Raw genomic sequence first — 23,630 nt, 5'->3', positions numbered from 1 at the left:
TAACGATGGATGAGACAGCGAACATCGCTGCTATAACCGCCGAGCCGAGACGCTCGAGTTTCGAGAAGTACGCCTGGCTGTTCATGCGGTTGTCTGGAGCTGTGCTGCTGGTGTTGGTTCTGGTGCACGTGTATGTCAATGTGGTGGCCGGCGACGGGGTGTTCAAGGTCGACTTCGCTTTCGTGGCAGGAAAGTGGGCGAGCCCGTTCTGGCAACTGTGGGATTTCCTGATCCTGCTGTTGGCGGTCCTGCACGGCACGAATGGGGTGCGGGTCATCATTGCCGACTATGCGGCGCGGCCGGCGCTGCGGTTCTGGCTGAACACACTGGTCACGGCGGCAGCAGCACTAATGTTGGTCGCCGGGACATTGACCGTTTTCACGTTCGACCCGTGTCCTGGTGCGGTCGGGGATCTGCCCTCGTTCTGTCCGGTACCGGCAGCACCGTCACACTAGGAGTGGATCATCATGTCTTTGGGACTCTTCTTCGAAGCCGTTCTCGCCGTGGCGGCGGTATTCATAGTGTGGTTCACAGTTTTCGTTCTTCGGCAGCTCGTCCGGATCGACTGGGACGGTGAGTAGGGTGAACAAAAGATTGGTGGCGATGGGATCGGCGATTGTTGTCGGCGCCGGGCTGCTCGCGTTGGGTGCAACGGCCGTGGCGATGGTCGCGACCGGGACGATTCCGGGCATCGCGGTGGGGGTGGCGCTGACCGTGTTCGGCGGTGTCATCGGAGTGTTGACAGCCAGCCAGATCCGATTCGGCCGCACCGCCGACATCATGCTCGCAAAGATGGTTGCTCAACAAGACTATCGAGGATACCCAGAGCTGGCACGCAGTCCCTCCGGTCGTGTGCTGCCCGCCGCGACCAGTGAATATCTTGCCCGATGCCGGGCGGGTGTCGCCGCTCGCCCCGATGACTGGCGGGAGTGGTTCCTCCTGGCCGGGGGGTACGAGATCGCACGGGACCACCGGAACGCGGTGCTCGCGTTGGCTCGAGCATCCGCACTCCAGAAGTCGGACTGAAACGCCGTGCGATCTTGACCGAACTGCGACGCGAATTGGGCGCAAGTTTCGATACGGGATAAGCGAGTATGGCAAGAGCCACACGCGCAAGTAGAGTTCAAAGATACTCCGCGTATCCACTACTGAATCGGAGAGCGTCCGATGCCTGACTACACGCTTCGTCAGATGACTTACTTCAAAGCCGTGGCCGAGTCAGGATCGATCTCAGGCGCTGCGGACCGCCTACACGTGTCTCCGACAGCTCTGTCCGCCGCGATCACCGAACTAGAGCGAATCTTGAAAACTCAGCTCATGGTTCGTCGCAAAGCTCATGGTGTGAGTCTCACTCCAACAGGAAACTTCGTTTACAGCCGGGCTGTCGAGTTGCTGGACCTCGCAGATGAGGTACAGCTGGGTGCGGCAAATTGTGGAACCCAACTCGTGGGACCACTGGTCATCGGGTGCTACTTCTCACTCGCGCCGCGAATTCTGCCGGGTCTCCTCGAAGGCTTTGGCGCGCTTCACCCTGACGTCGACATCGCCTTTGTCGAGTCCACTCAGGACGAGGTACAACGTCGACTGTTGGCTGGTGAACTCGACATCGCAATTGTCTACGATGTCGATCTCGGCGACGGATTGTCTTCCGCAGACCTGTACCGCACGTACGGAAAAGTCCTCCTGCCCGGTCTGCATCGGCTCGCTGATCAAGAGACCGTCACGCTGGCAGAGCTCGAGGATGACCCGTTGGTCCTGCTCGATTCAGCACCAAGCAGCGAATACACCCTGTCACTATTTCGCGACGCATTCGTGGATCCCACTATCCGATATCGTGTCGCCGATTATGAACTTGCCCGATCTCTCGTTGGGCGGAGGATGGGATATTCGATCGTCGTCCAGACGCCGGTCGCCAGCGTCTCGGTGGAGGGCCGGCCCCTCCTGGTCAAGTCAATCACGCCAGCGGTGTCTCCCGTCTCGGTAAAAGTCGTGTGGCCTCGAGACGTACGACTCAGCGATCGAGCGCAAGCGATGATCGACTTCGCAGTTTCTTCCTGCGGCGCAGATGATCTCGATGGTGTCGCCACCGTCGACGACATCCGCCCGACTTGAGGGTACGCCCCGAGAGGTTGATGTAGCGTTCGCGGAATGTGTCGGCGAGGACGTGACCAGAAGATGATGTCCCACTGAACATCCACCGGAAGTCGGGTGTCGTCGGCATCGAGCTCAGATCACCCCGCCGTACTGAGACAGATGCGCTACTTGCGCGGAATTGTCCACTTTAGTGCACTTTAACGCCGACGACGCGCTGGCTACATTTAGTCGTAGACACAGGTAACGGTTGTCGCCTAGATCGTCCGGAGGCGATCCGTCTTCGATGCGGGTCAGCTGACGCTGCGGTCCACGATCGGCAAATCCTCGAATGCACAGCAAAGGACAGATATGAGCCTCACAGGGAACATCGCAGTCGTGACTGGGGGAGCAGCAGGGATCGGTTACGCGATCGTCGAGGCGCTCCTCGAGCAAGGAGCGTCCGTAATGATCTTCGATCTGAATGGAATCGTGGCTGCCGAGGCAGCGGCCTCATTGTCGAAGCAGTACAAGGGCAGAGTGGCATCGTGTCCCGGTAATGTGACATCCACGTCCGACCTGGACGCCGCGTTCGATTCTGCCGAAGGTCTATTCGGACCTGTTGACGTCCTCATCAACAATGCCGGATTCTCAACCATAGCGCCGTTGATGCATCTGACTGAGGAGGATTGGACAAGGGTCCTGAGTGTGTTGACTACCGGACCCTTCCTCGGCACAAAAATATTGGCAAATCGTGCGGTAAAGCATGGTATCCCAGCTAATGTCGTGAATACATCATCGCTGAACTACAAAGCAGCGACCAATGGGTTGGCGCACTACTGCACTGCCAAAGCCGGCGTCAGTCAGTTTACAAAGGTCGCCGCGTCAGAACTCGGGCAGTATGGGATTCGGGTCAACGCAGTGGCGCCAGGACTGGTACGGACAAATCTCACGGAATCGGCTGGATTGACAACCGGGCTGAGTGGGCAACGGTTCCTGGAGAGGACCCCACTCGGGCGTGTAGGAGAGCCTCGTGACGTCGCGAAAGTCGTCGCCTTCCTGGTGTCGTCAGATGCCGGGTGGATCACAGGGCAGACGATCTCCGTTGATGGTGGAAACGAAATTCGGGGCCTCCACAGCTACTGGGACACGGCCTTAGAGCAGGCGGCCCTCGATGGCGTCTGATCGTGACTCGGGAATCGGGAGCGGCGCGAACTCGCGACTAGACTCCTGCTGATTCAGTGAAAGTTCTTCCTCGAGTACCAGTTTTACCAGCTCGGCACGATTGCGGACGGAAAGCAGCGCGAAGATTCTGCTTGCATACTTCTTGACGGTATCGAGGCTCAATGTCAGTATCGCTGCTACTTCTTCGTTGGTACTCCCATCCGCAATCAGCTCGACCACTTCAATCTGTCGAGCAGTGAGACCCTCCCTCCATGACCGCAATCTCGTGGTCGGAAGCGCCCGCGCGAGCAGGGAAAGTTGACGAGCCAATAGTCCCAAGGCGTATATCCCCTGCGAGTCAGGTTTCTGCTCTTCAGAATCGAACAGTCCGACTAAAGCATGGGCGCCATGAGATAGATCAAGGTGCATCAAAGATGCGCTACGGAGGTGGTTGCGATAAAGGAAACCGGTGAGATACTCAGACGGACCAGAATCCAAATTTCTGAGCTGGCGAGCGTTGATTGCCGGGTGCCGTCTCAGCAGAGCTTGTGATTGTGGAGTGGCGAAGACGTCTTTGGTATGCCAACGCTCTTGGTATTCGTCCAGCGCAGCACCCGTGGTACGGCCAGTCGTCACCGGATTCGGATCAGAGAACGCGGAGCTAAAGGTATGCCCAGTCCAGAAAGTCGTGTTGGGGCAACGGTAGTACCGATGTAGTGACTCCATCAACTGAAATTTGAACGAATCCAGCGTGGCACTCCGTGAGCATGATTCGAGTATTGCGAAGATTCGCTCGTATTCAGAACTGGGAAGCGCCAATGGCCGACGGGGCGAAGACATGGTCGAACTCCTGGTAGTTGTGATGCGAACTACTCTGCTCCACCGCCGGCGGTATGGCAAGCGGACCTGGGCGATGAAGCGCCGGCTGAACGGACCGCGGTGCGAGGAACAACTTGATGTGCGCAAAATACGGCAATCCGGCGATGTGCTCGGGATACCTGGGATCAAACAGAATGGATATGAGATGCGGGCATGGGTCTATCACGGCAATCAAGATCTAAGGATAGAGGATGTGCCAGAACCGATTCCCGGTCCGGGGGAAGTCAGGGTGCGAATTGCATACAACGGCATCTGCGGGTCCGACTTGCACGAGATATTCAATGGCCCGATGTTTACCCCACTCGAGACGGCGCACCCGACGACCGGCCATCGAGGACCTGTCGTGCTCGGGCACGAAGCGTCAGGAATCGTCGACGCAGTAGGGTCGGGCGACATCGATGTCGAAGTGGGCCAACGAGTCGCAATCGAACCGGTTTTTCGTGTGCCTGGCGACGATGCGAACTACAACCTCGACGCGGCCTTCTACGGTCTCTCGCTCAACGGATTCTTGGCGGACTGCGCCGTCGTGCCCCGAGGAGCACTCCACGTCCTGCCTGACGAGGTAAGCCTGATGGACGGCGCACTCTCGGAGCCGATCGCGGTCGCCTGGCGCGCGGTTGAGCGGGCTGATCTCAGCGTTGACGACAGCGTGGTGGTCTTCGGCGGAGGGCCCATTGGCATTGCCGCAGCGTTGAGTCTCCGCGCGAAGAAGATCAACCGGATCGTCATCGTGGAGCCAGCTCACCGTCGGAGGAGCGTCGTGAGAGGCATGGGCTTCGACACTCTCGATCCAACATCCGCTGACTTCCGGGAAAATCTGGCATCACTTGCAGGCTCAGGAGTTCAGGCGTGCATCAACGCCGCCGGCGTTGCGCCGGTGATGGCGCAAGCGATTGACATACTCGCTCCAGGCGGCAAGCTGATGGTGGTTGCCACGCACCTGGAACCGGTGCCGATCGACCTCAACCAACTCCTCATGGCAGAGAAGACAATTCTCACCTCGATCGGATACCGCGACGACTTCCCGAATGTCATCGAACAGCAGGCGCGAGGCGCATTTCCGACGAGCAGCTGGGTTGAGACAGTGCCTTTTGACGCACTGGTCGAGACTGGGCTGAGTCGGTTGAGAACAGGCGAGGCAATCAAGACCCTCATCGAGGTCAACGGCGGATAGTCCCCGCACTATCAGTGCGGTGACATCGGACATCGATGTCATGACATTGCAGAAATTCATCAGAACCCAAGAGAAATCCCTACAGGAGGCAATCATGGCCAAACTCCGCTTCGGTTACTTCATCGCTCCCGTCCATGCGCCGGGCCAGAACCCTACGGCAGCTCTCGAACGCGATCTGCAATTCGTGGAACACCTAGACATGCTGGGATACGACGAAGTGTGGTTCGGCGAGCACCATTCTGCCGGTAGTGAGATCATCGCATCTCCGGAGATCATGATTGCAGCGGCGGCACAACGCGCGCCGCGCATTCACTTCGGAACCGGAGTGACTTCGTTGTCATATCACAATCCACTATGGGCGGCCGATCGGATCATGCTGCTCGATCATCTCACTCGGGGCAGGACAATCTTTGGAGTAGGACCGGGCTCTCTCCCAACTGATTCGGCGATGATTGGTCTGGATCCGACGGAAACGCGGGAACTTCTGCAGGAGAACTTGGACATCGTGGTTCGCCTGCTGCGGGGGGAGACCGTGTCCGCAAAGACGCGTACACATGAACTGTTCGATGCCAAGCTTCAACTTTCGCCATTCTCTGCTGACGGAATCGGCATCACTGTAGCCGCGGTCGCCTCTCCCACTGGTGCCCGGCTCGCCGGCAGATACGGACTGGGGCTGCTTTCGATCGGTGCAACTCTGTCGGCCGACGGCTTCAATGCTCTTGCCCATCACTGGGATATCATGGAAGAGCGAGCGGACGCCAACTCGGCAACCGTTGATCGGCGCAACTGGAGCCTTTGTTCGCCATTCCATATCGCAGAAACCGAAGAAGAAGCACGCCGACAGGTCGCGTATGGCATCGAGCACTGGTTCGAGTACTTCCAGCACGTCGCCGCCTTCCCTCAGATGGCCGTGAACGGCAGCGAGGTGAACGAGATGATCGACTTCATCAACCGATCGGGCATTGGCGTCATCGGAACCGCCGAACAGGCACGAATCCAGGTTCAGCGGCTGTGGGACCAGTCCGGTGGATTCGGAAGCTTGCTGCAGCTGGGCCACGACTGGGCGAATCCCCAAGACACCAAGAGTTCCGCGGAGCTGTTCGCTCGAGATGTCTTCCCCCATTTTCAGGGGCAGTATCAGTCGACTGTCGATGCCGCGAATCGTGCGCGTGCAGTCCGCACAGGGCATGCGGAGGCCCAGCTCGACGCCGTTGAGCATATGCGTCTGAAGTACGCCCAGGAACTAGCTGAGAAAGCGTGACATCATGACAAATCGTACAGTCGATCCGCTAGAAGTAATCTTCCGCGATGCGATGGCTCACGTGTGCACCCCGGTCGCAGTCATCACGGCCCTCGACGGCGAGCGTCCGCACGGAACAACGGTCAGCGCCTTCATGTCACTGTCGATGACACCTCCGATGGTCCTGATTGCTCTTGACGATCGTTCCGATCTACTCGAACTGATCTGTGCTACAGGCAGATTTGCGGTCAACGTGTTGAATTCGGAACAAGGCGATCTGGCCGTGTCGTTCGCGAAGAAGGGTCCGAGCAAGTTCGACGGAGTCGAGTGGAGTCGAGTCCGGGCGTTGCCAAGGATCGAGGATTGTCCGGTGTGGATTGCCTGCGTCGCCGAAGAGCTCGTGTCTGGAGGCGATCACACAATAGTTACCGGATCCGTCGAGGCGGTGGAAACCCGTGCCTCGAGTCCGTTGACCTATCACGACCGCACGTTCGGTACCCATGCGATCTCCGAGTCCCGACTTGAAAAGAGCGCATGATGTTCATCGAACTTTCGTTGGGATTCGTCGCCTTGCGAGAATTTGATGATCTTTCTCGTCTCCACGTCCAGGCACCACCAGAAATGACGTTGGAGAGTATCGACTCTTCACTGAGAGCTGCCAACCTCGGCCGAATCGATGACCTGGGTACGGCGATCACGATCAGTGAACTTCGAGCTCGCATCAACGAGGTCTGGGCTCCGCGTTCCCCGGCGTTCGACAAGATGATCGCCTACGCGACAGACAAGGGTTGGGTGTCGAGCGACGGTCGCGATCTTCGCGCGCACATCATCAGGAAGGAATCGAAGATGTAGCTCGGGTTTACGCACTGGCATCGTTCGAGAAACTGAAGGTTCTGGGAAGAAAATGAAAGTCGATACAGCAGAACGCGCGATCACTGCGATCGCGCGTGGGAATATGGTGGTGGTCCTCGATGACAAGGATCGCGAGAACGAAGCTGACCTGATTATGGCTGCCGAGTTTGCCGATACCGATGCCATTGCGTTTTACCTGCAACACACGTCTGGATTTCTTTGTACCGCAATAACTGAGGACCGATCGCACTCTCTTCAACTCCCCATGATGGTAGAGAACAACACCGAGAGCCATCGAACCGCATTTCTCGACAGCGTCGATGCCGCCAGAGGGATCACCACCGGCATCAGCGCCGCGGACCGTGCAGCCACCATCCGCTTGCTGTCAGACCCCTTGACGGTCGCCGGGGACCTCGCTCGTCCCGGGCATGTTATGCCTCTGCAGGCAAGAAGCGGCGGCGTCCTGGCACGCGCCGGGCATACCGAGGCAGGCGTCGACCTATGCAAGCTTGCCGGAATCCAGCCGGCCGCACTAATTTGCGAGCTCATAACGGCGGACAGAAGGGAGATGCTGCGTGGTGACGATGCTATTGCGTTCGCACGGGAGCATAATCTCGCTGTAGTCACTATTGCCGACCTGATTGCCACTCGCGAGCGAGCAGAAGCCAAGTTGCATCGCACTGGAAGAGCGACTGTGCCGACTCCCTATGGAACATTCACGGCAGTGGCCTATCGCGCGAAGAACAACGTAGAGCACCTTGCGTTGGTGCTGGGCGATGTCAACAGTGGCGTTGCGGTGCCGGTCCGGGTCCACAGTGAGTGCATGACCGGTGACCTCTTTGGTTCGTTTCGGTGCGATTGTGGAGACCAACTAGAGGCGTCATTGACACTCATTGGCCGTCGCGGTTCGGGGGTCGTGATCTACATGAATGGCCACGAGGGTAGGGGAATCGGACTCGGTAGAAAATTGCAGGCGTATCAGATGCAAGAGGAGCAGCAACTCGATACTGTCGATGCCAACACGGCCCTCGGCTGTCCGGTCGACAATCGGGACTATGCTTCCGCCGCATCGATCATCGTCGACCTCGGAATCGAATCCGTCGCGCTCATGACCAACAACCCGGATAAATCTGAACAACTAGCTGCTCTCGGAGTGGTGATCTCATCACTGATACCGCTGCAGACGCAGCCGACGAGGTTCAACATTTCCTACCTGGTGGCCAAGCGGGATCGTTTGCGGCACATTCTCGACCTGCCCGCGTCAACCTGAGGGCAGCTGGCCTTTCGAAGTCATTGTGCGATCGGGTTCCCTACTTGGTCATCGGGGCTGAGTCCGATTACTCCCTAGCTCCAATTGTCGCAATACTGGCTGATCTGTGGACGATTGGCCGCAAGCATCGTCCGATCCCGCGCGCAGTCAAACGGGTGAGTGCGCCGGGGTCGGGCATCCCTTCACCCGCGGAGAACCGATGGATACCTACGATCAGGCGCTGCTCGACTTCGCTCTGCGGTGGAGCTTCTATGGTGGCGGTGACGATTATGTCTTCACGGAGTTTGGAATATCGCCGGCGACGTTCTACCAACGTGTGTTGGTGTTGGTGGAGAAGCGGTTCTCCACGTTTCTCGACACGCGATCGAAGGAGCACCTACGCCGGCACTGCACCGAGAAGCTACTCTCGATGGAGGGCCAGCTCATGCCTCTGGAACATCATCTGCCGTCTGAGTCGCAGGCCCTCTGCGCGGGGAGCATGCGGGAGTGCGATGTGGGAGAGGCTTCTTGACGGCCACGGCACTATCGCCGGCTCTTCCGTAGTCCTCGCAGTGGACAGAGCTCGCTGCGTAATCGTCCTCGGCCTCGATGATGGATCGAAGCCAACCCGCGGGAGGTCAACGACCTGTGTCGTGGAGGAGCGCCGTGTCCAACCTGCGAATGGACGGATCAAGAAACTCAGGCAGGAATAGATGTGGAACAGGCACAACGACAATGACATTCTCGACTTCGCACTTCTCTGGGAGCCTCTTGGCGGACCTGGTCCCGACAATGTCGCAGCCGCCTTCGCCATCGATGTCGGTGAGTACCACGTGCGACTCGGCTTTGCTGCCAAATCCCAGTTGGCCAGACTTCAGCAAGGCATCACGTCTCCCGAGCGCATCTATGGGCTGTCCACCATTGCAGCGTTTGATCGGGATCTCCGCACTGATGGGTGATAAGATCTGAACTGGCTTGTGGCTCCGGAAACGATCGCTCCGTAAACGTGGAATCAGCAACGCCGATTTGGTGCCGTTCGACGGCGAGTTCCATTGCAGTCCGGCAGACCTCTGAGTAGCAGTCGCCCAATGTCATTGGTTCGATACGCCGAGCTGCTGCTTGGCGGGAAGGATCGATGATGACCGAAACACTGGATCCCATGGCAGCGACCGAGGTGGATCAGAAGCAGTTGGCCGAGCAACTCATGGCCCAGGCCAAGGAGCAGGGGGTGGATTTGATGGGCCCGGACGGGCTATTGAATCAGCTCACCAAGACACTGATTCCTCGTTCACCCCGCAGATCGTCAAGAAGTTTCAACGTCGGCTGACCGGTATCGGTGAGATCGTATCACCCTTGACAGCACAGGGTTTAGCTACCGGCGAGGTCTCTGCCCACTTCCAGGATATTTGCGGAGCGACCGTGTCGAAGGGCGCCATCTCGCGCATCAGCGACAAGGTCGTCGGCGAGATGGGCGAGTGGTAGAACCGGCCGTTGTTCCCCAGCACGCGGGAGGGACCCCCAGTCGCGATCGGGGTCACCGTCAACGGCGAACGCGACATTGCCCGATACCATCAACGCGGTGTGGGAACTCGCAGTGGTGCAGACGTGCATTATTCATCTGATACACAACACCGTTCGGCTCGCCTCCCGGCAGTACTGGGATGAGATGGCGCGTGATCTCAGACCCGTCTACACGGCACCGTCCGAGTCTGCGGCGAAGGAACGATTCGGTGAATTCGGTGCGAAGTGGGGCGAGCGTTATCCGGCGATCGTACGGATGTGAGGGAACGCGTGGACAGAGAACGCGGCCGTTCCTGGACTATGACGTCGAGATCAGGCGAGTCATCTGCTCGATAAAGGCAATCGAGTCGGTCAGCGCCCGTTACAGGCGTGCGATAAGGGCTCGTGGACACTTCCCGACCCAGCAAGCAGCCCTGACATGTCTGTATCTCGCCACACGGGCTCTGGACCCCACCGGGATGGGTAAGGCGCGATGGGTGATGAGGTGGAAGCCAGCGCTCAACGCGTTCGCAATCACCTTCGAAGGCCGCATCACCCCGAACGGTAACTAACCGACGCAGAGGTCGGATCCAACCTCAATTGGACACTCCCAGTTGCCTTTTATCGTCTGCATTGCCGGTGTTGTTCGTGCCACGGGCGTCGACCCTGTCGGCGCCCATTTCCGGAGGGGTCGGAAGAACCATTGAAGAATTGGTCGCAACCCCCGTGGTCTATGGTTCATGATCTCATTGAAAATAACTGCAACAGTCTGTAATTCAGAGCGTCCTCGGGCCGGCGTTCAGATCGCGGATAGATTAGCAGCTCGTGGGTTCGCGTGCGACGAAATGTTTGAGGTCGAATCCGTCTGCGGTGACCTCGGCGGGGGTGGGTGTAGTTCCTTTGGCCAGTGCCTTGCGGGCCGCTATGTGCACAGCTGGGTTGTTGAGTGATTCGACGCAGGTCAGTTTGTCCTGGCGAAACCGGTATACGGAGAATCGCCCGGAGTGCGGGTCACCGTGCGGGATGCAGAGGTCGTCGGCGTTGCCGATGCCGGCTATCTGTAGTTTTATCCGGCCCTGGTTGCTCCAGAACCAAGGCAGTGACGAATATTCGGTGGGGGATCCTGTCAGTGTGCGGGCCAGAGTCCGGGCATGGTCGACCGCGTTCTGCACGGATTCACGGCGAGTCGGCGTGCCGGCGTGCGGGCAGGGGAACTCGGCGCAGTCTCCGATCGCCCAGATGTGCTCGTCGTTGGTGCGGAGGAACGCGTCGACGAGGATGCCGCCGTATTCTGTGGCCAGTCCTGCGGTGGTGGCGACCTCGGTCGCGGGTTCGACGCCGATGCCGACGACGACCAGATCCGCCGGGTAGCGCCGACTGTTCTGGCCGAGGACGGCGGACACCTGAGTGCCGTCGCCGTCGAATGCGGTGATGGATTCGCCGAGGACCAGGCGAATACCATCCGCGGCGTGGGTGTCGGCCACGACCTGTGACATGTCGGCGGAGACGGCGCGTGCCATCGGCCGGGAGTGGTGCTCGATGACCGTCACGCCGAGGCCCCGGGCCCGGGCGGCGGCGGCGAACTCGAGCCCGATGAACCCGGCGCCGACGACTGCCACGGTGCGTGCGGTGGCCAAGGCGTCGTGCAGGCGCGAGGCGTCGTCGGCGGTGCGTAGGTAGTGGATTCCGCTGAGGTTGGTTCCGGGGACGGCCAGAAGCCGGTTACGTGCCCCTGCGGCCAGTACCAACTCGGAGTAGCGCAGGTTCTCGCCGTTCGACAAGTGCACCGTGCCGGCCGTGCGGTCGATGTCGAGTACGGAGGTGGCCTCGATGAGGGTGATGTCGTGGTCGGTGAGGAACTGGTGTGTCTTGAGCGGCAGCGGTTCGGGGGGCGCGGCCTGCGCGAGGTGATCCTTGGACAGCGGCGGCCGTTGATACGGGAGCCCTGCCTCGGCGTTGACCAGAGTGATCGCGGCGGTGAAGTCGTTATGTCGAAGTGATTCGGCGAGTTGGGTTCCGGCGTGGCCTGCGCCGACGATGACGATGTGTTCCATGCTCAGACCTGGCTCTCGGGGAGGTCGACCTCGATGTCGGTGAGTGCGTCGGTGATCGTGATCTGGCAGCCGAGGCGCGAGCGGGTGTCGTCGCGGTCGGTGGCGGTGCAGTCGAGCATCTCGTCCTCGTCTTCACCCATCGCGGGCAGTGCCTCGAGGTAGGGCTCGCGTACGTAGACGTGGCAGGTGGCGCACATCGCCTGTCCGCCGCATTCGCCGACGATCCCGGTGATTCCATGGGTGACGGCGGCGCGCATGACGGAGGTGCCCGGTTCGACGTCGAGGACGTCGGTCTGTCCGCCGGGATGGTGAAACGTGATCTTGGACATCGAAAATGCCTTTCAGTTGTCCCAGGTGACGGGAAGGGTGATCAGTCCGCGGAACACCCGAGTGCGAAGTGGGTGAACTACGCTCCCCACCGGACCGGAAGAGACGTCATTCCGCGAAAGACCCATCCCGCGGCTGTGGCAGGGTTGTTCTCGTCGAGTCGCAGTCCGGGAAGTGCCTCGAATAGTTGTGGAAGAGCAATGCCGGCTACCGCCGCGCGGGCCACCCAGGCGCCCGCGCAGAAGTGGTTTCCTCCACCGAATGCGAGGTGGGGTTGCTTGGCGCGATTGATGTCGTAATCCTCCGGGTCGTCGAAGACGGCGGGGTCCCGGTTCGCTGCACCGACGGCCACACCGAGACGCGCACCTTTCGGAAGTGAGATGCCCTCGAGGACTGTCGCGCAGGTGGTTTCACGTGGATACATGCCGATCGGAGCCACCCATCGTACGGCTTCGTCGAACACCATCGAATACGACGACGGGTCCGCCAGCACCTGGGCCAACTGATCAAGGCGCGACAGCAATGCCCAGACGGCCACTCCGAGTACGTCGCGTGGCTCGTTGAGACCACCGCCGATGGTCATCTTCATGTTCGCGCGGATTGCGTCCATCGGGATCGGAAGTTCGGCCATCTTCGACAGCAAGCTGGAGTCGGGATGCTTCCGTAGGTAGGGCAGAATCTCGTCGATCGCGTCGTCGACTTCATCGAAGCTCTGATCCGAGCGGGCCCACACGTCGGAATCGTTGGCATAATTGCCAGTTCCATCCATCATCGTCTGCGACCATCGCTGCATGTCTTCCTGGGTCGCATTGTAAAAACCCATCACTTGCCGAAGGTTTTCCGCCGCGTATGGTGCGCAGTATTCCCACACCAGATCGGCTCCTGGTCCCGCGGCCTTCAGCTGGCTCAGGTACTTCTCGCTGTTTTGTAAGAAGATGGCATTCCACGTGTCCTTGATTGCGCGCGGCCGGAGGACGCCACCATATGATCGGCGATCGACATCGTGTTCGGGATCGTCCTTTCGCAGCATCGAATGGCCCATCGCGCGCTTCATCAGAGAGTCCGTCTCATCTGCGGAGAAAGTCGCTTGGTCGTTTTCGATGATGTGACACGCGTGATATCCAGTCACCATGTACCGGTTGACTTCCGGCACCCAATGTATGGGCGATTCCTCGCGCATGCGCCGGTAGATCGGGAACGGATCCTGATGCAAGTCGGAAATCGTGACCCAGTCGGCAGTGGGGGCTGCATCTGCGCCCCTCAGCTTGTCGGAAATTACTGTCACCGAAGCTCCTTTGTTCGTAGGGCGCATCCGTCGCTTGACTGGCGTGCGCCGACTTCCAAAGTATGAGCGGGAGAGCATATGCGGGGAAAGTTCACATATCCTCCGTATATCCACCGGATTATGGAGGAAGGTGGTAATACGTGGTCATCGATGCGCGCGCTCTCGGCGTCGGCAGTCGCCCCGGTGTCAATTCGTTGGGGGTGGAAAACCATGCAAGCTTCGTTACCCAGGGCGTTCGACGCTTACGCCAATTACTCGAGATGGTGTGGTGGGTCGCCGCAGTGGATGCGGTGTCAGCCGTGCGTTGTCTACGGCCGGACGCCGCGCAGGTGCCGGACTGCCCGACGCGGTGGTCGATCGCAGTTGCGGTGGTGACCGCCACTGCGAATTCGCGTCACAGTCCGACAGCGCTTTCGAGGAGATCGAGTTCGGCGTCGAGGTGGTCGAGCATGGGGTGCAGATCCGGGACGGTGCGGCGGCAGCCGGTGAGGCCGAAGACGATCTGGTCGTCGCTGCTGGCGGCGGTGATGTTGAGTGCCTGCCCGGTGGTGGGGATCGACAGCGGATACAGGGATTCGAGGCGGGCGCCGTTCCAGTACAACGGGGTTCGGGGACCGGCGACGTTGGAGATGACGAGGTTGAACGGCGGACGCAGCGGCCCCCGCCGGCCGAGGAACATCTCGACTCCGAGCGGGGCGGCGCCGAGGGCGCTCATCGCGAGCACCTGGGCGGGGCTCATCGCCTGCAGCGCGGCCTTGCCCTCGTTCATGCAGTTGCGCACCGTCTCGAGGCGGTGCGCGGGGTCGGGAAGGTGGGTGGCCAGGTTGCACATGAGCACTCCCACCCGGTTGCCTCCGGGAGTGCGGTCACCGGTTCCGGTCTCCGGCGCGCGCAGCGACACGGGGACCATCGCGATCAGCGGGTTGTCGGGCAACGCGTCGCGGGTGTGCAGGTAGGCCCGCAGGGTGCCCGCGCACATCGTCAGCACGATGTCGTTGATGGTCGCGTCGGCGTGCTTGGCCAGCAGCCGGATCCGTTCGATGGGGAACGACCGGGCGGCGACGTGACGGGCCCCGCTGATCGGCACGTTGAACAGGGTGTGCGGCGCGGTGAGCGACAACGCACCACCCTTGCCGTGCAGGGCGCGGTCCACGGTGCCCAACGCCGCGGGCAGCAGTCCGGCCACCTCGCCCGCCGCGGCGCGGGCCGCGTCCCACGCCATGGCCGGAAGCGCGGAGCCGGGACCGGTCGTGACGGCCGTGCCCGCGTCCGGCACGGCCGCCAGCGGGGTCCGGGGCTGCCAGGGGGTGGGCATGTTCCGGCGGTGCGGGTCCTCGCTCATGCTGTCGCGGAGCAACCTCATCGCGGACGCGCCGTCGGCGAGGGCGTGGTGGATCTTGGTGTAGATCGCGTAGCGGCCGTCGGCGAGGCCCTCGATCAGGTGCATCTCCCACAACGGCCGGCTGCGGTCGAGCAGGGTGCCGTGCAGCCGCGACACCAGGGTCATCAGTTCGGCCATTCCGCCCGGCTGCGGCAGGGCGTCGCGGCGCACGTGGTGTTCCAGATCGACCTCGTCGTGCGGAAGAGTGTCCCAGCCCCACTGGCCGAGCGACGTCACCGAACGGCGGGCCCGCTTACGGAAGGGCGCCGCCACCTGATCGCCGATCAGCGCCGCATCGAACATCGCTCGCACGTCGGACGCGGACGATCCCTCGGGTGGGGTGAACACCGCCAGGCCGCCGACGTGCATCGGATGCTCGCGAGACTCGCCGAGCAGAAACAGTGAGTCGGTCGGCGCCATCGGGAACAGCATGTGGTGTCCTTACCGTTCCCGAAACGGGATCTGCCTGCGCGGATCCGTTCCCCCCGGAACTGTCGTTCATGTCGATATTGCCGTGTGTAAAAGTAACGTTTAGGTGTGGTTCATGTCACAAACCGGTCTCGCTGTTTTAGTTGTACAGCACAGCCACCGTTTCCGCCACACACACGATCACACTCCTGCGATCAGACGCCCGTGTATACGGTCTTCCCCCAGGTGTAGAAGTCCACGGCGCTGCGACCCTGCTCCCGGAACGTGTTCGTGGACGAGTCCTTCACCCCGCCGAACGGCACGTTCAGGTCCAGCCCGGCCGTCGGGCGGTTGATCTTGACGACGCCGGCCTGTGCCCGGGCGGCGAAGTCCGTCGAGCGCGCCAAGCTGTCGGTGCAGATGCCCGCGGTGAGTCCGTAGCGGGAATCGTTGACGGCAGCGAGCCCGGCCTCGTAGTCGGCGACCTCCAGCACCGCGACGACCGGCCCGAAGATCTCGTCCGTGACCGCCGGATCGTCGAGCGGCAGATCGGTGAGCACGGTGGCCGGGAAGAAGAGCCCGGCGGACGGATCACGGGCGTCCTCGCCGTGCCGCAGTGTCGCGCCGCGTTCGACCGCGGAGCGCACCGCCGCCCGGTTCTGCTCGAACTGCGCGCGGCTGACCACCGCGCCCATCCGGGTCGAGTCGACCGAGCCGTCACCCGGAACGTACCGCGCGGCCTCCTCGACCAGCGCATCGACGAACGCATCGCGGATCCCGGGGGTGACGTACACGCGGGACGTCGCCGTGCAGGCCTGCCCGGTGAGCCCGAACGCGCCCGCAGCCACCACCTGTGCGGCGTTCCGGGCGTCGTCGAGCACCAGCACCGCGTTCTTGCCGCCCATCTCGAGCTGTACCCGGGCCCGGCGCGCGTTCAGGATGTCCTGCAGCCCCAACCCGACGGTGGTGGAGCCGGTGAAGGACAGCCCCGCGACGCGGGGGTCGCGGGCCAGGGCGTCACCGACCACCCGTCCCTTGCCGTGGACCACGTTGAATACCCCGGCGGGGAGACCGGCGTCGTGCAGGGCGCGGGCGAGGTGGGTGGCCGACAGGGGCGTCAGTTCGGCCGGCTTGAGCACCACGGTGTTGCCCGAGATCAGAGCGGGTGCCGTCTTCCACGCCGGGATGGCGATGGGAAAGTTCCACGGCGTGATGAGCCCGAAGACGCCCAGGGGCTCGCGGCGGGTGGTGATGCTGGTTCCGGGCAGCCCGCTGGGGAGCACCTCGCCGGTGGCCGCCCATCCGAGGGACCCGAAGAACCGCAGTACGTCCACGGCGCGCGTGACTTCGCCCCGGGCCTCGGCGAGGGTCTTGCCTTCTTCACGGACGAGATCCGCGGCCACCGCGGAACCCCGTTCCTGCAACAGGTGTGCCGCCGTGATGAGGATGGCGCCCCGGGCCGGTGCGGGGAGCGCGGCCCAGGCCGGCTGCGCCGCGGCGGCGGCCGTGACTGCGGCGTCCACCTCGGCGGTACCACCACTCGGCGAGTAGGCGGCGAGCTCGTTCGGGCGGGCCGGGTTCCAGCGCGCGGTGTCGGCGCCGCCCAGCCATTCGCCGTTGACGAGGTGCTGCGCGGTCGGGACGTCGTTCCGGATGTGTGAGCCGGTGGGCTCGGTGACGGTCGTGGTCATCGTGTCTCCTCGGGAGGTGGAGGGCTGTGTTCTGCCCTAGAGGCTGCGGATCAGGCCGCCGTCGCAGCGGAGTGCGACGCCGGTGATGTACGACGCCGGGGCGCTGCACAGGAACGCGGCGGCGGCGCCGAATTCGTCGGGGTCGCCGTAGCGGCGGGCCGGGATCGTCTTGCGCGATTCGATTTCGATGTCGGTGACGGTGACACCTCGGCGCTTGGCGGCGGCCGCGTCCAGCTCGGCCACCCGGTCGGTGGCGATCCGGCCCGGCAGCAGCAGGTTGACGGTGACGCAGTCGAGGGCGACTTCGGCTGCGAGGGTCTTGAGGTACCCCGCCAGGGCCGCGCGACCGGTGTTGGACATCGCCAGATTGGGCAGGGGCGCAGCAACTCCGGAGGAGCCGATGGCCAGAACCCGGCCCCAGCGACGCTCCCGCATGCCGGGTAGGACGGTCGGGACGAGTGCGTGGTGCGGGCGGAGCAAGATGTCGAATGCCGCCGCGAGATCGTCCGCGCCCAGGGTCGCCGCCGCGCCCGGTCTGGGGCCCGGGGCCGTTGAGGAGCTGCGCGCGGCGGCAGGCAGTCTGACGTTCCACGCGTGGTTGTAGGCCGTAAACCTGTAAGAACATGTCCTTCTGTGTCAGAATGACCACGTGAAGTTGAGCGCGTGGGCCAAGGAGCAGGGGGTCTCGTACCGCACTGCGCTGAATTGGTTCCACGCCGGAAAGCTCCCCGTGCCCGCCAGGCAGCTCCCGACCGGCACCATCCTCATCGACCCGCCCGTTCGGGAACCCGGTGTGACCGTGGCATATTGCCGCGTCTCCTCGCCCGAGCAGAAGCCCGACCTCGAACGCCAAGCCGGGCGAGTCCTGACCGGCGCAGGGGAGCGTGGGCTGTCGATCGACCGCACCATCACCGAAATCGGGTCCGGGCCGGGTGGGCGGCACGAGAAGCTGCGGAAGCTGCTCGCCGACCCGACCGTAACCACGATCGTGATGGAGCACCGCGACCGACTGGCTTCCTTCGGAGTGGAGTACCTGGAAGCCGCGTTGTCCGCGCAGGGGCGACGCATTGTCGTGCTCGATGATTCCGAGGTCCTTGATGATTCCGGGGTCGCCGACGACCTGGTGCGCGAAATGACCGAGATGCTGACCACGATGTGCGCGCGCCTGTATGACCATCGCTCCGCCCCTCGGAGGGCGGCGGCAGGGGTGCGCGCAGCGCAAGCCGAGCCCGGGGAGCCGACGTGATCCGGGCGTATCTGTTCGCCCTCGATCCGACCGAGGCGCAAGCCGACGCGATGGCCTCGCACTGCGGTGCCACACGGGTCGCCTACAACTGGTGCCTCGCGCGAGTGAAGGCGAACTGGTCGCAGCGTGCCGCGGAGCAGACCTACGGCCTGACCGGTGATCAACTCACCCCATGGATGGCCACTTCCGCCTACGGCCTGCGGAAAGCGTGGAACGCGGCCAAGAATGAGGTGGCGCCGTGGTGGAAACAGAACAGCAAGGAGGCGTACGCCTCGGGCTGCGCCAACCTCGCCGCCGCGCTCGCCAACCGCACGGCGGGCCGAGCGAAGATGCCCCGGTTCAAGTCCAAGCGGACCGCGCGCATGTCGTGCAAGTTCACCACCGGCCAATTCGGGCTGGTCCGCGACCGCCGGCACGTGCAGTTGCCCGTGATCGGGGTGGTGCGCACCAGTGAGTCGACCCGCAAGCTGGCCCGCAAGATCGAAGCAGGCACCGCGCGTATCCGGTCGGCCACCCTGTCGTACCAGCGTGGCCGCTGGCATGTCTCGTTCTCCGTTGACCTCCCCGACACCGAACCCGCAGAACGCACCGGTGGCCGGGTGGTCGGCGTCGATCTCGGTATCTCGCATCTGGCTACCCTCTCGACCGGTGAGCAGGTGCAGAACCAGCGTCGCCTCGATGCCGAGTTGCGGAACCTGCGCCGCGCCGAACGGGCCTGCGCTCGCCGCCTGGGCCCGGACCGCCGAACCGGTGTCGCGCCGTCGAACCGGTGGAAGAAGGCCCGCGCCCGCGCCGACCGCATCCACACCCGCGTGGCGAACCTGCGTCGCGACGACACCCACCAGTTCACTACCCGTCTGGTGCGGGAGTTCGACACGATCGTGATCGAAGACCTGCACGTGGCCGGGATGCTGCGGAACCGGCGTCTGGCCCGGCACATCGCCGGTGTGTCGTGGGGGCAGATCCGCCGTCAGCTCACCTACAAGACCGAACGGGCCGGGGTCCGGCTCGTTGTGGCGGACCGTTGGTTCGCTTCTTCCAAGACCTGCTCGGAGTGCGGGACAGCGAAAGCCAAGCTGCCCCTGAATGAGCGGGTGTTCGCGTGCCTGGCCTGCGGGATCGTCCTTGATCGGGATGAGAACGCGGCCCGGAATTTGGCCGCTTTGGCGGTCGACACCGGCGAGTTGCGCCGGGAGCTGCCCGATGGAAGCGATGTCAGACGGGCGTGCTCGCACGCTCCGCAGTCGCACCGCCACGGGAAGAGTCCGACAGGACTCAACGCCACCACCGCAAGGTAGTGGCTCGATGAAGCGGGACATAGCATCACACTTCATCGAACGGTATGACGCATCACGGCTTTCATTTCACTCTCCCGTGATGTCCGAGAGCTGCGCAAGGGTGAGGCCCTTCTCCTAGCGAATAGGCGAATGTTGTTGCCGCCGGTCGTCAACAGGGAACTCGTGGCGGGGGAGTGGGCGTGGCGCTCTCGACCGCCATCGGATCCGCGATTGTCGAGGTCGGCACGAGGGGGTTCCCCGCAACGACGGGCGGTCAGAGTTCGATGTACAGGAAGTTGTCGCCCCAGTTCGTCTCACCGGCAGTCGTGGCGAAGTAGAAGATGCGCTCGGAGAATCCGCAGTCGAAGTACTGGGCGATTTTCGATTCGCCGGGAGCGAGCGTGCCGAGGGTCGTGCTCTCGTACACGAGCGGGGTGTGGACAGTGACACCGGTGGCGGTGCCGTCGCCCTCGTTGGTGACGCGCACGGCGCACGCACTGATGCCTTCGATATTTGCCTGGGTGATCACGAGATCGGGGCCGTCACCCAGGGAGCCGAACGGCGCGGCGGACGCCGTTGCCGTTCCGACGGCCATCAGTCCCGCGATCATTGCCCCCGCCACTGCCGTACGTCGAAGGTTGCGCATGTTGTGCCCTTTCCTCGGTTGTCCGGTACTCAATACACAGTGATCTCGGTGCTGCTGGGGATGTGCGGGCGGTCGGTAGTCAGCGTGACCTCGACGCGACCGGATCCCGTCTCGAGGTGGGCCCACGGTTCCGCCGGGAAGTCGAGCAGTCCGCCGCTGACATCGGCCGACCACGATCCTGTGGCACCGGTATCCAGGTTGCGCCAGTGCAGCGTCGCGAATACCGAGCACAGCACTCCCGGCGTCGCCGACACACCGACGAACGTCGCGTTCAGCCGAACGTAGACCAGCCCGGGCAGCGCGTCGGTGGCAACGGTGACACCTCCGATCCGGCCGCCACAGGCAATACCGTGAGCGACCGTCGCGGTGTCCGGAATGTTCACCCATCGGTCCTGCGTTTGATCCGCCGCGGCCGGGGCGGCGGCACCGAACAATCCGGCCAGCGCCAGTCCGGTGATCGCGATCGACTTGCCGAGCGTGGGAAGAGACATGGTGCTCCAGATCGCCGTCGGTCAATGGTCCCGACGGTACCTCGGAAACCGAGCGTCGGCGTCGAACCTGCAGTCACCCCGTGGTGTGATCGAGTCATGACCGAGGAGAACGGGATTCCCACCGTCGTCACCGCCAGCCGCGTCATCGCTGCCCCGGCAGGGGTGATCTTCGAACTGATCGCAGACCCGGCGCAACAGCCGCGCTGGGACGGCAACGACAACCTGGCCGAGGCTGCGCCCGGACAGCGGGTGCACGCCGTGGGTGACGTATTCACCATGACGTTGACCAACGCAGGCATCCGCGACAACCACGTGGTGGAATTCGAAGAGGGGCGGCTGATCGCCTGGACGCCGTCCGAGCAGGGTCATCCACCGCCCGGGCATCTGTGGCGCTGGGAACTCGAGCCGCTCGACGAGAACCGCGTCCGGGTCACGCACACCTATGATTGGTCGTGCTTGACCGACGACCCGAAACGCCAAGAGCGGGCCCGCAGCACCACCTCCGACTGGCTGCTGGCATCGGCGGACCGGCTTGCCGAACTCGCCGAGGCGAGCGACGGGCAACCACCCGCCTGACAGCCGAGGACTGTCGGCGGCGGGCACTGTGCGCCACGCCGCCGACGGCTCCGATTACCGCCCCGGTACGACGGAGATCGTTCCCTGGCAGACGGCGTTCTGGGAATTGACGAACCACCATCCCGCGCCGGTCTGGACGGTGACGGTGAACGACACCGTTCCGGTTCCCGTCCAGGTCCGGTTGATCGGGATTCCCGGGTTCTGCTGCCACGCCGCCTCGTCGCTGACGCTGTGGCCGGTCGCGCCCGTCGTCGTGTTGTGCCAGTCGACCGACACCCGCGTGCCGTACCAGTTGATTCCGATGCTCGGGATCAGACCGCCGGGCGGCGTGGGCAGTTCGTTCCCGCCGCTGAGCAGGATCGCCGGCTCCAACACCGACCCACCCGGTCGCAGCGACTCCCCGGACGAAGCATTGACGGTCCACGTGAACGGCGGCGCCCAGACGAGCGGATTCGCGCTCGAGCACGTCATCGTCGTCGATGTCGGTGGTGCGGGCTGAGCATGTGCGACCGCACCCCCTCCTGCCACGACAGCGGTTCCCAACCCGACAGCAGTGAGTGCCGCAGCGCATGCGCGGCGCCCCAACTGGTTGCTCATGAGCCCTCCCATTTCTTCATTCCCCGAGACTCGAGACGTACCTCGCCCCCTGGACTTTCGGCGGCGGACAAGAATTCGTTACAGCTCGTGCGAGTCGGGTCTCTCTCACGCACACGCATTCACTAGTTCCGGGCCGGTGGCAGGTCGCGTTGCACCAACAGCAATTCGGAGGCTGCGATGACACCGGGGAAGTAGAAGTAGCCCTCCGGAGACTGGACCAGATCGGCATCGTCGATGCCGTGGACTTCCCACACGTCCACTGCTCCACCGGTGTTGTTCATCCGCACAAACCAGTCGCATTCCCGCTCGCCTGCAGCGAGGAAACAGCCCTGCTGCTCGGGGCGGTAGCTCCCTGCGATACCGCGAGCCGCACCCATCCGACTCCAGTCCAACCCGTATCGGGAAATGGATGCACGATTCAACACCGAGGTGACGTGGTAGCGGGGTGGCATTAACCCAAAGTAACTCGGAACATGACCATTACACAGTGAATTTCGGTCCCGACCGGATGCCGGAAGCGGCAGTGGCGTGGCAGTTCTCGGCCGGGCCCTTCAGTTGGATGCTGACGCAAGATCGCTCGCTGTCAGCGCGAGGATGTCGTCGGCGTGGCTGACGGCGATGAAATGACCACCACCGCTGACCGGGTGCCAGACGGCGCCCGGAGTCCTGTCGGCCACCGTCTTGTTGATGATCTCGGGTACGAGGGTGTCTGCGCTGCCCTGCCAGAAGTGCACCGGGCGTTTCACTTTGGACATGTCGAACGGCCAGGCCTCGTAGAGCATCGTGGCGTCGACGACGAGTCCGTCTGCGCCGTGACGAAAGCACTCCCGGCTTGCCTTCAGGAATGTTGTGAGGACTTCCTCGTCGGCCAGTACCTCCCGGTCTGCCGCGCACGCCGACTTTGTGATCGCCTGCCCGTAACGCTCCTCGAAATGTGTGGCGCTCATGCCGAGCAGCTCATACATGAGCGTGAAACCCGGGTGGAAGTGCAGCGCCAGGCGACCGCCCAGCGCGTCCACGCTGCTCAGATGATCCGCGGCCCAGTTCGCGCCGAACGTTCCGTAGTTGCCGCCGGCGATGCACACGACGCTGACCAGTCGCATCGGGTCCAGATACGCGGCCGCCGCCAGGGCCCACGGTCCGCCCTCGGACCAGCCGGTCACCGCGAACCGGTCGGCGTCGAACGAGTCGGCCAGCAGCAGGAGGTCATCGGTCCAGCTGTCGAAGGTGCGACCCGGCTGGAGGTCGGACCGGCCGATGCCCGGCCGATCCGCGCAGACGAATCGCAGTCCGTTGGCCTTCGCGTACGAGTCGAACAGTTCGGCCTCCAGTCGGCTCGACGGTCCGCCGTGGTTGTGCAGCACGAGCGGCCCGCTCGGGTCACCGGCTTCGAGATACGTGATGGTCCGGCTGCCGATCCGGATGCTTCCCTCGCTCGTCACGTGGACTCCTCACAGTGTTGGCCGGACGCCGAAACCGGGTGGGCGGCGTCGAAACTGCAGGTACTCGGATCTTTTCCATAC

General features: G+C 62.9%; 26 protein-coding genes and 1 pseudogene. 15 read left to right on the top strand and 12 right to left on the bottom strand.

Annotated elements, in window-relative coordinates; translation table 11 throughout:
• Positions 1 to 5: 5 nt before the first annotated feature.
• The 4 genes from JWS14_RS15640 (at position 6) to JWS14_RS15625 (ending at position 3,255) form a co-directional block, all read left to right on the top strand.
• Positions 6 to 455, top strand: coding sequence for a succinate dehydrogenase/fumarate reductase transmembrane subunit (locus JWS14_RS15640; protein WP_206013705.1), 450 nt, complete (start codon positions 6 to 8; stop codon positions 453 to 455).
• Positions 456 to 582: 127 nt separating this feature from the next.
• Positions 583 to 1,026 (top strand): hypothetical protein, encoded by a 444-nt coding sequence (locus tag JWS14_RS15635; protein WP_095861835.1) that lies wholly within the window; start codon positions 583 to 585, stop codon positions 1,024 to 1,026.
• Between the two features lie 141 nt (positions 1,027 to 1,167).
• Complete coding sequence (locus JWS14_RS15630; RefSeq protein ID WP_206013704.1) at positions 1,168 to 2,112, top strand: LysR family transcriptional regulator; 945 nt, start codon at positions 1,168 to 1,170, stop codon at positions 2,110 to 2,112.
• Between the two features lie 330 nt (positions 2,113 to 2,442).
• The gene (locus JWS14_RS15625; protein WP_206013703.1) at positions 2,443 to 3,255 is read left to right on the top strand and encodes an SDR family NAD(P)-dependent oxidoreductase; all 813 of its coding nucleotides are present in this window, start codon (positions 2,443 to 2,445) and stop codon (positions 3,253 to 3,255) included.
• Here the strand turns inward: JWS14_RS15625 and JWS14_RS15620 are convergent.
• Positions 3,226 to 4,074, bottom strand: a complete 849-nt coding sequence (locus JWS14_RS15620; RefSeq protein ID WP_095861837.1) for a helix-turn-helix transcriptional regulator — start codon at positions 4,072 to 4,074, stop codon at positions 3,226 to 3,228. The two genes, JWS14_RS15625 and JWS14_RS15620, sit on opposite strands and share 30 nt — an antisense overlap.
• On the opposite strand from JWS14_RS15620, the gene JWS14_RS15615 reads away from it, so the two are divergent.
• The 8 genes and pseudogenes from JWS14_RS15615 to JWS14_RS15580 all read left to right on the top strand — a co-directional run bounded on the left by JWS14_RS15615 (position 4,073) and on the right by JWS14_RS15580 (position 10,700).
• Positions 4,073 to 5,287 (top strand): zinc-binding dehydrogenase, encoded by a 1,215-nt coding sequence (locus tag JWS14_RS15615; RefSeq protein WP_206013702.1) that lies wholly within the window; start codon positions 4,073 to 4,075, stop codon positions 5,285 to 5,287. The genes JWS14_RS15620 and JWS14_RS15615 overlap by 2 nt on opposite strands.
• A gap of 94 nt (positions 5,288 to 5,381) precedes the next feature.
• Entirely contained in the window at positions 5,382 to 6,548 is a 1,167-nt protein-coding gene (locus JWS14_RS15610; protein WP_206016034.1) for an LLM class flavin-dependent oxidoreductase, read from the top strand.
• Between the two features lie 4 nt (positions 6,549 to 6,552).
• Positions 6,553 to 7,065 (top strand): flavin reductase family protein, encoded by a 513-nt coding sequence (locus tag JWS14_RS15605; protein WP_206013701.1) that lies wholly within the window; start codon positions 6,553 to 6,555, stop codon positions 7,063 to 7,065.
• Positions 7,062 to 7,379 (top strand): hypothetical protein, encoded by a 318-nt coding sequence (locus JWS14_RS15600; RefSeq protein WP_074933867.1) that lies wholly within the window; start codon positions 7,062 to 7,064, stop codon positions 7,377 to 7,379. The genes JWS14_RS15605 and JWS14_RS15600 overlap by 4 nt, the downstream gene beginning before the upstream one ends.
• A 52-nt stretch (positions 7,380 to 7,431) precedes the next feature.
• Positions 7,432 to 8,649, top strand: coding sequence for a 3,4-dihydroxy-2-butanone-4-phosphate synthase (ribB, locus tag JWS14_RS15595; protein ID WP_206013700.1), 1,218 nt, complete (start codon positions 7,432 to 7,434; stop codon positions 8,647 to 8,649).
• A 199-nt stretch (positions 8,650 to 8,848) separates the two neighbouring features.
• Positions 8,849 to 9,160: a DUF3263 domain-containing protein gene (locus tag JWS14_RS15590; RefSeq protein ID WP_241031354.1), complete on the top strand. Its 312-nt coding sequence runs from the start codon at positions 8,849 to 8,851 to the stop codon at positions 9,158 to 9,160.
• A gap of 181 nt (positions 9,161 to 9,341) precedes the next feature.
• A complete protein-coding gene (locus JWS14_RS15585) occupies positions 9,342 to 9,587 on the top strand; it encodes a hypothetical protein (RefSeq protein ID WP_206013699.1) in 246 nt (81 codons plus the stop codon).
• Positions 9,588 to 9,766: 179 nt separating this feature from the next.
• Positions 9,767 to 10,700 (top strand): annotated as a pseudogene (locus tag JWS14_RS15580) (transposase).
• Between the two features lie 243 nt (positions 10,701 to 10,943).
• Here the strand turns inward: JWS14_RS15580 and JWS14_RS15575 are convergent.
• The 6 genes from JWS14_RS15575 to JWS14_RS15550 all read right to left on the bottom strand — a co-directional run bounded on the left by JWS14_RS15575 (position 10,944) and on the right by JWS14_RS15550 (position 17,853).
• Complete coding sequence (locus JWS14_RS15575; RefSeq protein ID WP_241031353.1) at positions 10,944 to 12,182, bottom strand: NAD(P)/FAD-dependent oxidoreductase; 1,239 nt, start codon at positions 12,180 to 12,182, stop codon at positions 10,944 to 10,946.
• A gap of 2 nt (positions 12,183 to 12,184) precedes the next feature.
• A complete protein-coding gene (locus tag JWS14_RS15570) occupies positions 12,185 to 12,511 on the bottom strand; it encodes a 2Fe-2S iron-sulfur cluster-binding protein (protein ID WP_072936848.1) in 327 nt (108 codons plus the stop codon).
• Between the two features lie 77 nt (positions 12,512 to 12,588).
• Positions 12,589 to 13,794, bottom strand: coding sequence for a cytochrome P450 (locus tag JWS14_RS15565; protein WP_241031352.1), 1,206 nt, complete (start codon positions 13,792 to 13,794; stop codon positions 12,589 to 12,591).
• 394 nt (positions 13,795 to 14,188) lie between these two features.
• The gene (locus JWS14_RS15560) at positions 14,189 to 15,607 is read right to left on the bottom strand and encodes a WS/DGAT/MGAT family O-acyltransferase (RefSeq protein WP_206013697.1); all 1,419 of its coding nucleotides are present in this window, start codon (positions 15,605 to 15,607) and stop codon (positions 14,189 to 14,191) included.
• Between the two features lie 191 nt (positions 15,608 to 15,798).
• Complete coding sequence (locus JWS14_RS15555; RefSeq protein WP_206013696.1) at positions 15,799 to 17,274, bottom strand: aldehyde dehydrogenase family protein; 1,476 nt, start codon at positions 17,272 to 17,274, stop codon at positions 15,799 to 15,801.
• Between the two features lie 36 nt (positions 17,275 to 17,310).
• Positions 17,311 to 17,853 (bottom strand): SDR family oxidoreductase, encoded by a 543-nt coding sequence (locus JWS14_RS15550; protein ID WP_371851525.1) that lies wholly within the window; start codon positions 17,851 to 17,853, stop codon positions 17,311 to 17,313.
• A 70-nt stretch (positions 17,854 to 17,923) separates the two neighbouring features.
• Between JWS14_RS15550 and JWS14_RS15545 the strand changes: the two genes are divergently transcribed.
• Positions 17,924 to 18,520 (top strand): IS607 family transposase, encoded by a 597-nt coding sequence (locus JWS14_RS15545; protein ID WP_072936851.1) that lies wholly within the window; start codon positions 17,924 to 17,926, stop codon positions 18,518 to 18,520.
• Positions 18,517 to 19,818: an IS607 family element RNA-guided endonuclease TnpB gene (tnpB, locus tag JWS14_RS15540; RefSeq protein ID WP_072936852.1), complete on the top strand. Its 1,302-nt coding sequence runs from the start codon at positions 18,517 to 18,519 to the stop codon at positions 19,816 to 19,818. Before JWS14_RS15545 ends, tnpB begins: the two co-directional genes overlap by 4 nt.
• A 253-nt stretch (positions 19,819 to 20,071) precedes the next feature.
• On the opposite strand, the gene JWS14_RS15535 is transcribed toward tnpB, so the two are convergent.
• On the bottom strand, positions 20,072 to 20,443 hold the full coding sequence (locus JWS14_RS15535; protein WP_072936853.1) for a hypothetical protein: 372 nt from the start codon (positions 20,441 to 20,443) through the stop codon (positions 20,072 to 20,074).
• A gap of 29 nt (positions 20,444 to 20,472) precedes the next feature.
• Positions 20,473 to 20,934, bottom strand: coding sequence for a hypothetical protein (locus JWS14_RS15530; RefSeq protein WP_206013695.1), 462 nt, complete (start codon positions 20,932 to 20,934; stop codon positions 20,473 to 20,475).
• Between the two features lie 96 nt (positions 20,935 to 21,030).
• On the opposite strand from JWS14_RS15530, the gene JWS14_RS15525 reads away from it, so the two are divergent.
• On the top strand, positions 21,031 to 21,510 hold the full coding sequence (locus JWS14_RS15525; RefSeq protein ID WP_072936855.1) for an SRPBCC family protein: 480 nt from the start codon (positions 21,031 to 21,033) through the stop codon (positions 21,508 to 21,510).
• Positions 21,511 to 21,564: 54 nt separating this feature from the next.
• Here the strand turns inward: JWS14_RS15525 and JWS14_RS51450 are convergent, their stop codons facing one another.
• The 3 genes from JWS14_RS51450 to JWS14_RS15510 form a co-directional block, all read right to left on the bottom strand.
• Positions 21,565 to 22,107 carry a hypothetical protein gene (locus JWS14_RS51450; protein ID WP_072936856.1) on the bottom strand — a complete coding sequence of 181 codons (543 nt, stop codon included), beginning with the start codon at positions 22,105 to 22,107 and terminating at the stop codon, positions 21,565 to 21,567.
• Positions 22,108 to 22,229: 122 nt separating this feature from the next.
• A complete protein-coding gene (locus tag JWS14_RS15515; RefSeq protein ID WP_083395736.1) occupies positions 22,230 to 22,484 on the bottom strand; it encodes a hypothetical protein in 255 nt (84 codons plus the stop codon).
• A 174-nt stretch (positions 22,485 to 22,658) separates the two neighbouring features.
• A complete protein-coding gene (locus JWS14_RS15510; protein ID WP_206013694.1) occupies positions 22,659 to 23,549 on the bottom strand; it encodes an alpha/beta fold hydrolase in 891 nt (296 codons plus the stop codon).
• Positions 23,550 to 23,630: the final 81 nt, after the last annotated feature.

The sequence above is a fragment of the Rhodococcus koreensis genome (assembly GCF_017068375.1).
Taxonomy (GTDB): Bacteria; Actinomycetota; Actinomycetes; order Mycobacteriales; family Mycobacteriaceae; genus Rhodococcus_F; species Rhodococcus_F koreensis.
The sequence above is the reverse complement of the archived record's forward strand: the minus strand, read 5'-3'. Positions and strand labels throughout refer to the sequence as shown.

Bases quoted from the DNA above. Each gene is read 5' to 3' on its own strand.
- JWS14_RS15625 (WP_206013703.1), top strand. From the start codon at position 2,443: ATGAGCCTCACAGGGAACATCGCAGTCGTGACTGGGGGAGCAGCAGGG.
- JWS14_RS15615 (WP_206013702.1), top strand. From the start codon at position 4,073: ATGGTCGAACTCCTGGTAGTTGTGATGCGAACTACTCTGCTCCACCGC.
- JWS14_RS15610 (WP_206016034.1), top strand. From the start codon at position 5,382: ATGGCCAAACTCCGCTTCGGTTACTTCATCGCTCCCGTCCATGCGCCG.
- JWS14_RS15525 (WP_072936855.1), top strand. From the start codon at position 21,031: ATGACCGAGGAGAACGGGATTCCCACCGTCGTCACCGCCAGCCGCGTC.
- JWS14_RS15570 (WP_072936848.1), bottom strand. From the start codon at position 12,511: ATGTCCAAGATCACGTTTCACCATCCCGGCGGACAGACCGACGTCCTC.
- JWS14_RS15560 (WP_206013697.1), bottom strand. From the start codon at position 15,607: ATGCTGTTCCCGATGGCGCCGACCGACTCACTGTTTCTGCTCGGCGAG.
- JWS14_RS15590 (WP_241031354.1), top strand. From the start codon at position 8,849: ATGGATACCTACGATCAGGCGCTGCTCGACTTCGCTCTGCGGTGGAGC.
- JWS14_RS51450 (WP_072936856.1), bottom strand. From the start codon at position 22,107: ATGAGCAACCAGTTGGGGCGCCGCGCATGCGCTGCGGCACTCACTGCT.
- JWS14_RS15535 (WP_072936853.1), bottom strand. From the start codon at position 20,443: ATGCGCAACCTTCGACGTACGGCAGTGGCGGGGGCAATGATCGCGGGA.
- JWS14_RS15620 (WP_095861837.1), bottom strand. From the start codon at position 4,074: ATGTCTTCGCCCCGTCGGCCATTGGCGCTTCCCAGTTCTGAATACGAG.
- JWS14_RS15515 (WP_083395736.1), bottom strand. From the start codon at position 22,484: ATGGGTGCGGCTCGCGGTATCGCAGGGAGCTACCGCCCCGAGCAGCAG.
- JWS14_RS15555 (WP_206013696.1), bottom strand. From the start codon at position 17,274: ATGACCACGACCGTCACCGAGCCCACCGGCTCACACATCCGGAACGAC.
- JWS14_RS15530 (WP_206013695.1), bottom strand. From the start codon at position 20,934: ATGTCTCTTCCCACGCTCGGCAAGTCGATCGCGATCACCGGACTGGCG.
- JWS14_RS15640 (WP_206013705.1), top strand. From the start codon at position 6: ATGGATGAGACAGCGAACATCGCTGCTATAACCGCCGAGCCGAGACGC.
- ribB (WP_206013700.1), top strand. From the start codon at position 7,432: ATGAAAGTCGATACAGCAGAACGCGCGATCACTGCGATCGCGCGTGGG.
- JWS14_RS15600 (WP_074933867.1), top strand. From the start codon at position 7,062: ATGATGTTCATCGAACTTTCGTTGGGATTCGTCGCCTTGCGAGAATTT.
- JWS14_RS15585 (WP_206013699.1), top strand. From the start codon at position 9,342: ATGTGGAACAGGCACAACGACAATGACATTCTCGACTTCGCACTTCTC.
- JWS14_RS15575 (WP_241031353.1), bottom strand. From the start codon at position 12,182: ATGGAACACATCGTCATCGTCGGCGCAGGCCACGCCGGAACCCAACTC.
- JWS14_RS15630 (WP_206013704.1), top strand. From the start codon at position 1,168: ATGCCTGACTACACGCTTCGTCAGATGACTTACTTCAAAGCCGTGGCC.
- JWS14_RS15605 (WP_206013701.1), top strand. From the start codon at position 6,553: ATGACAAATCGTACAGTCGATCCGCTAGAAGTAATCTTCCGCGATGCG.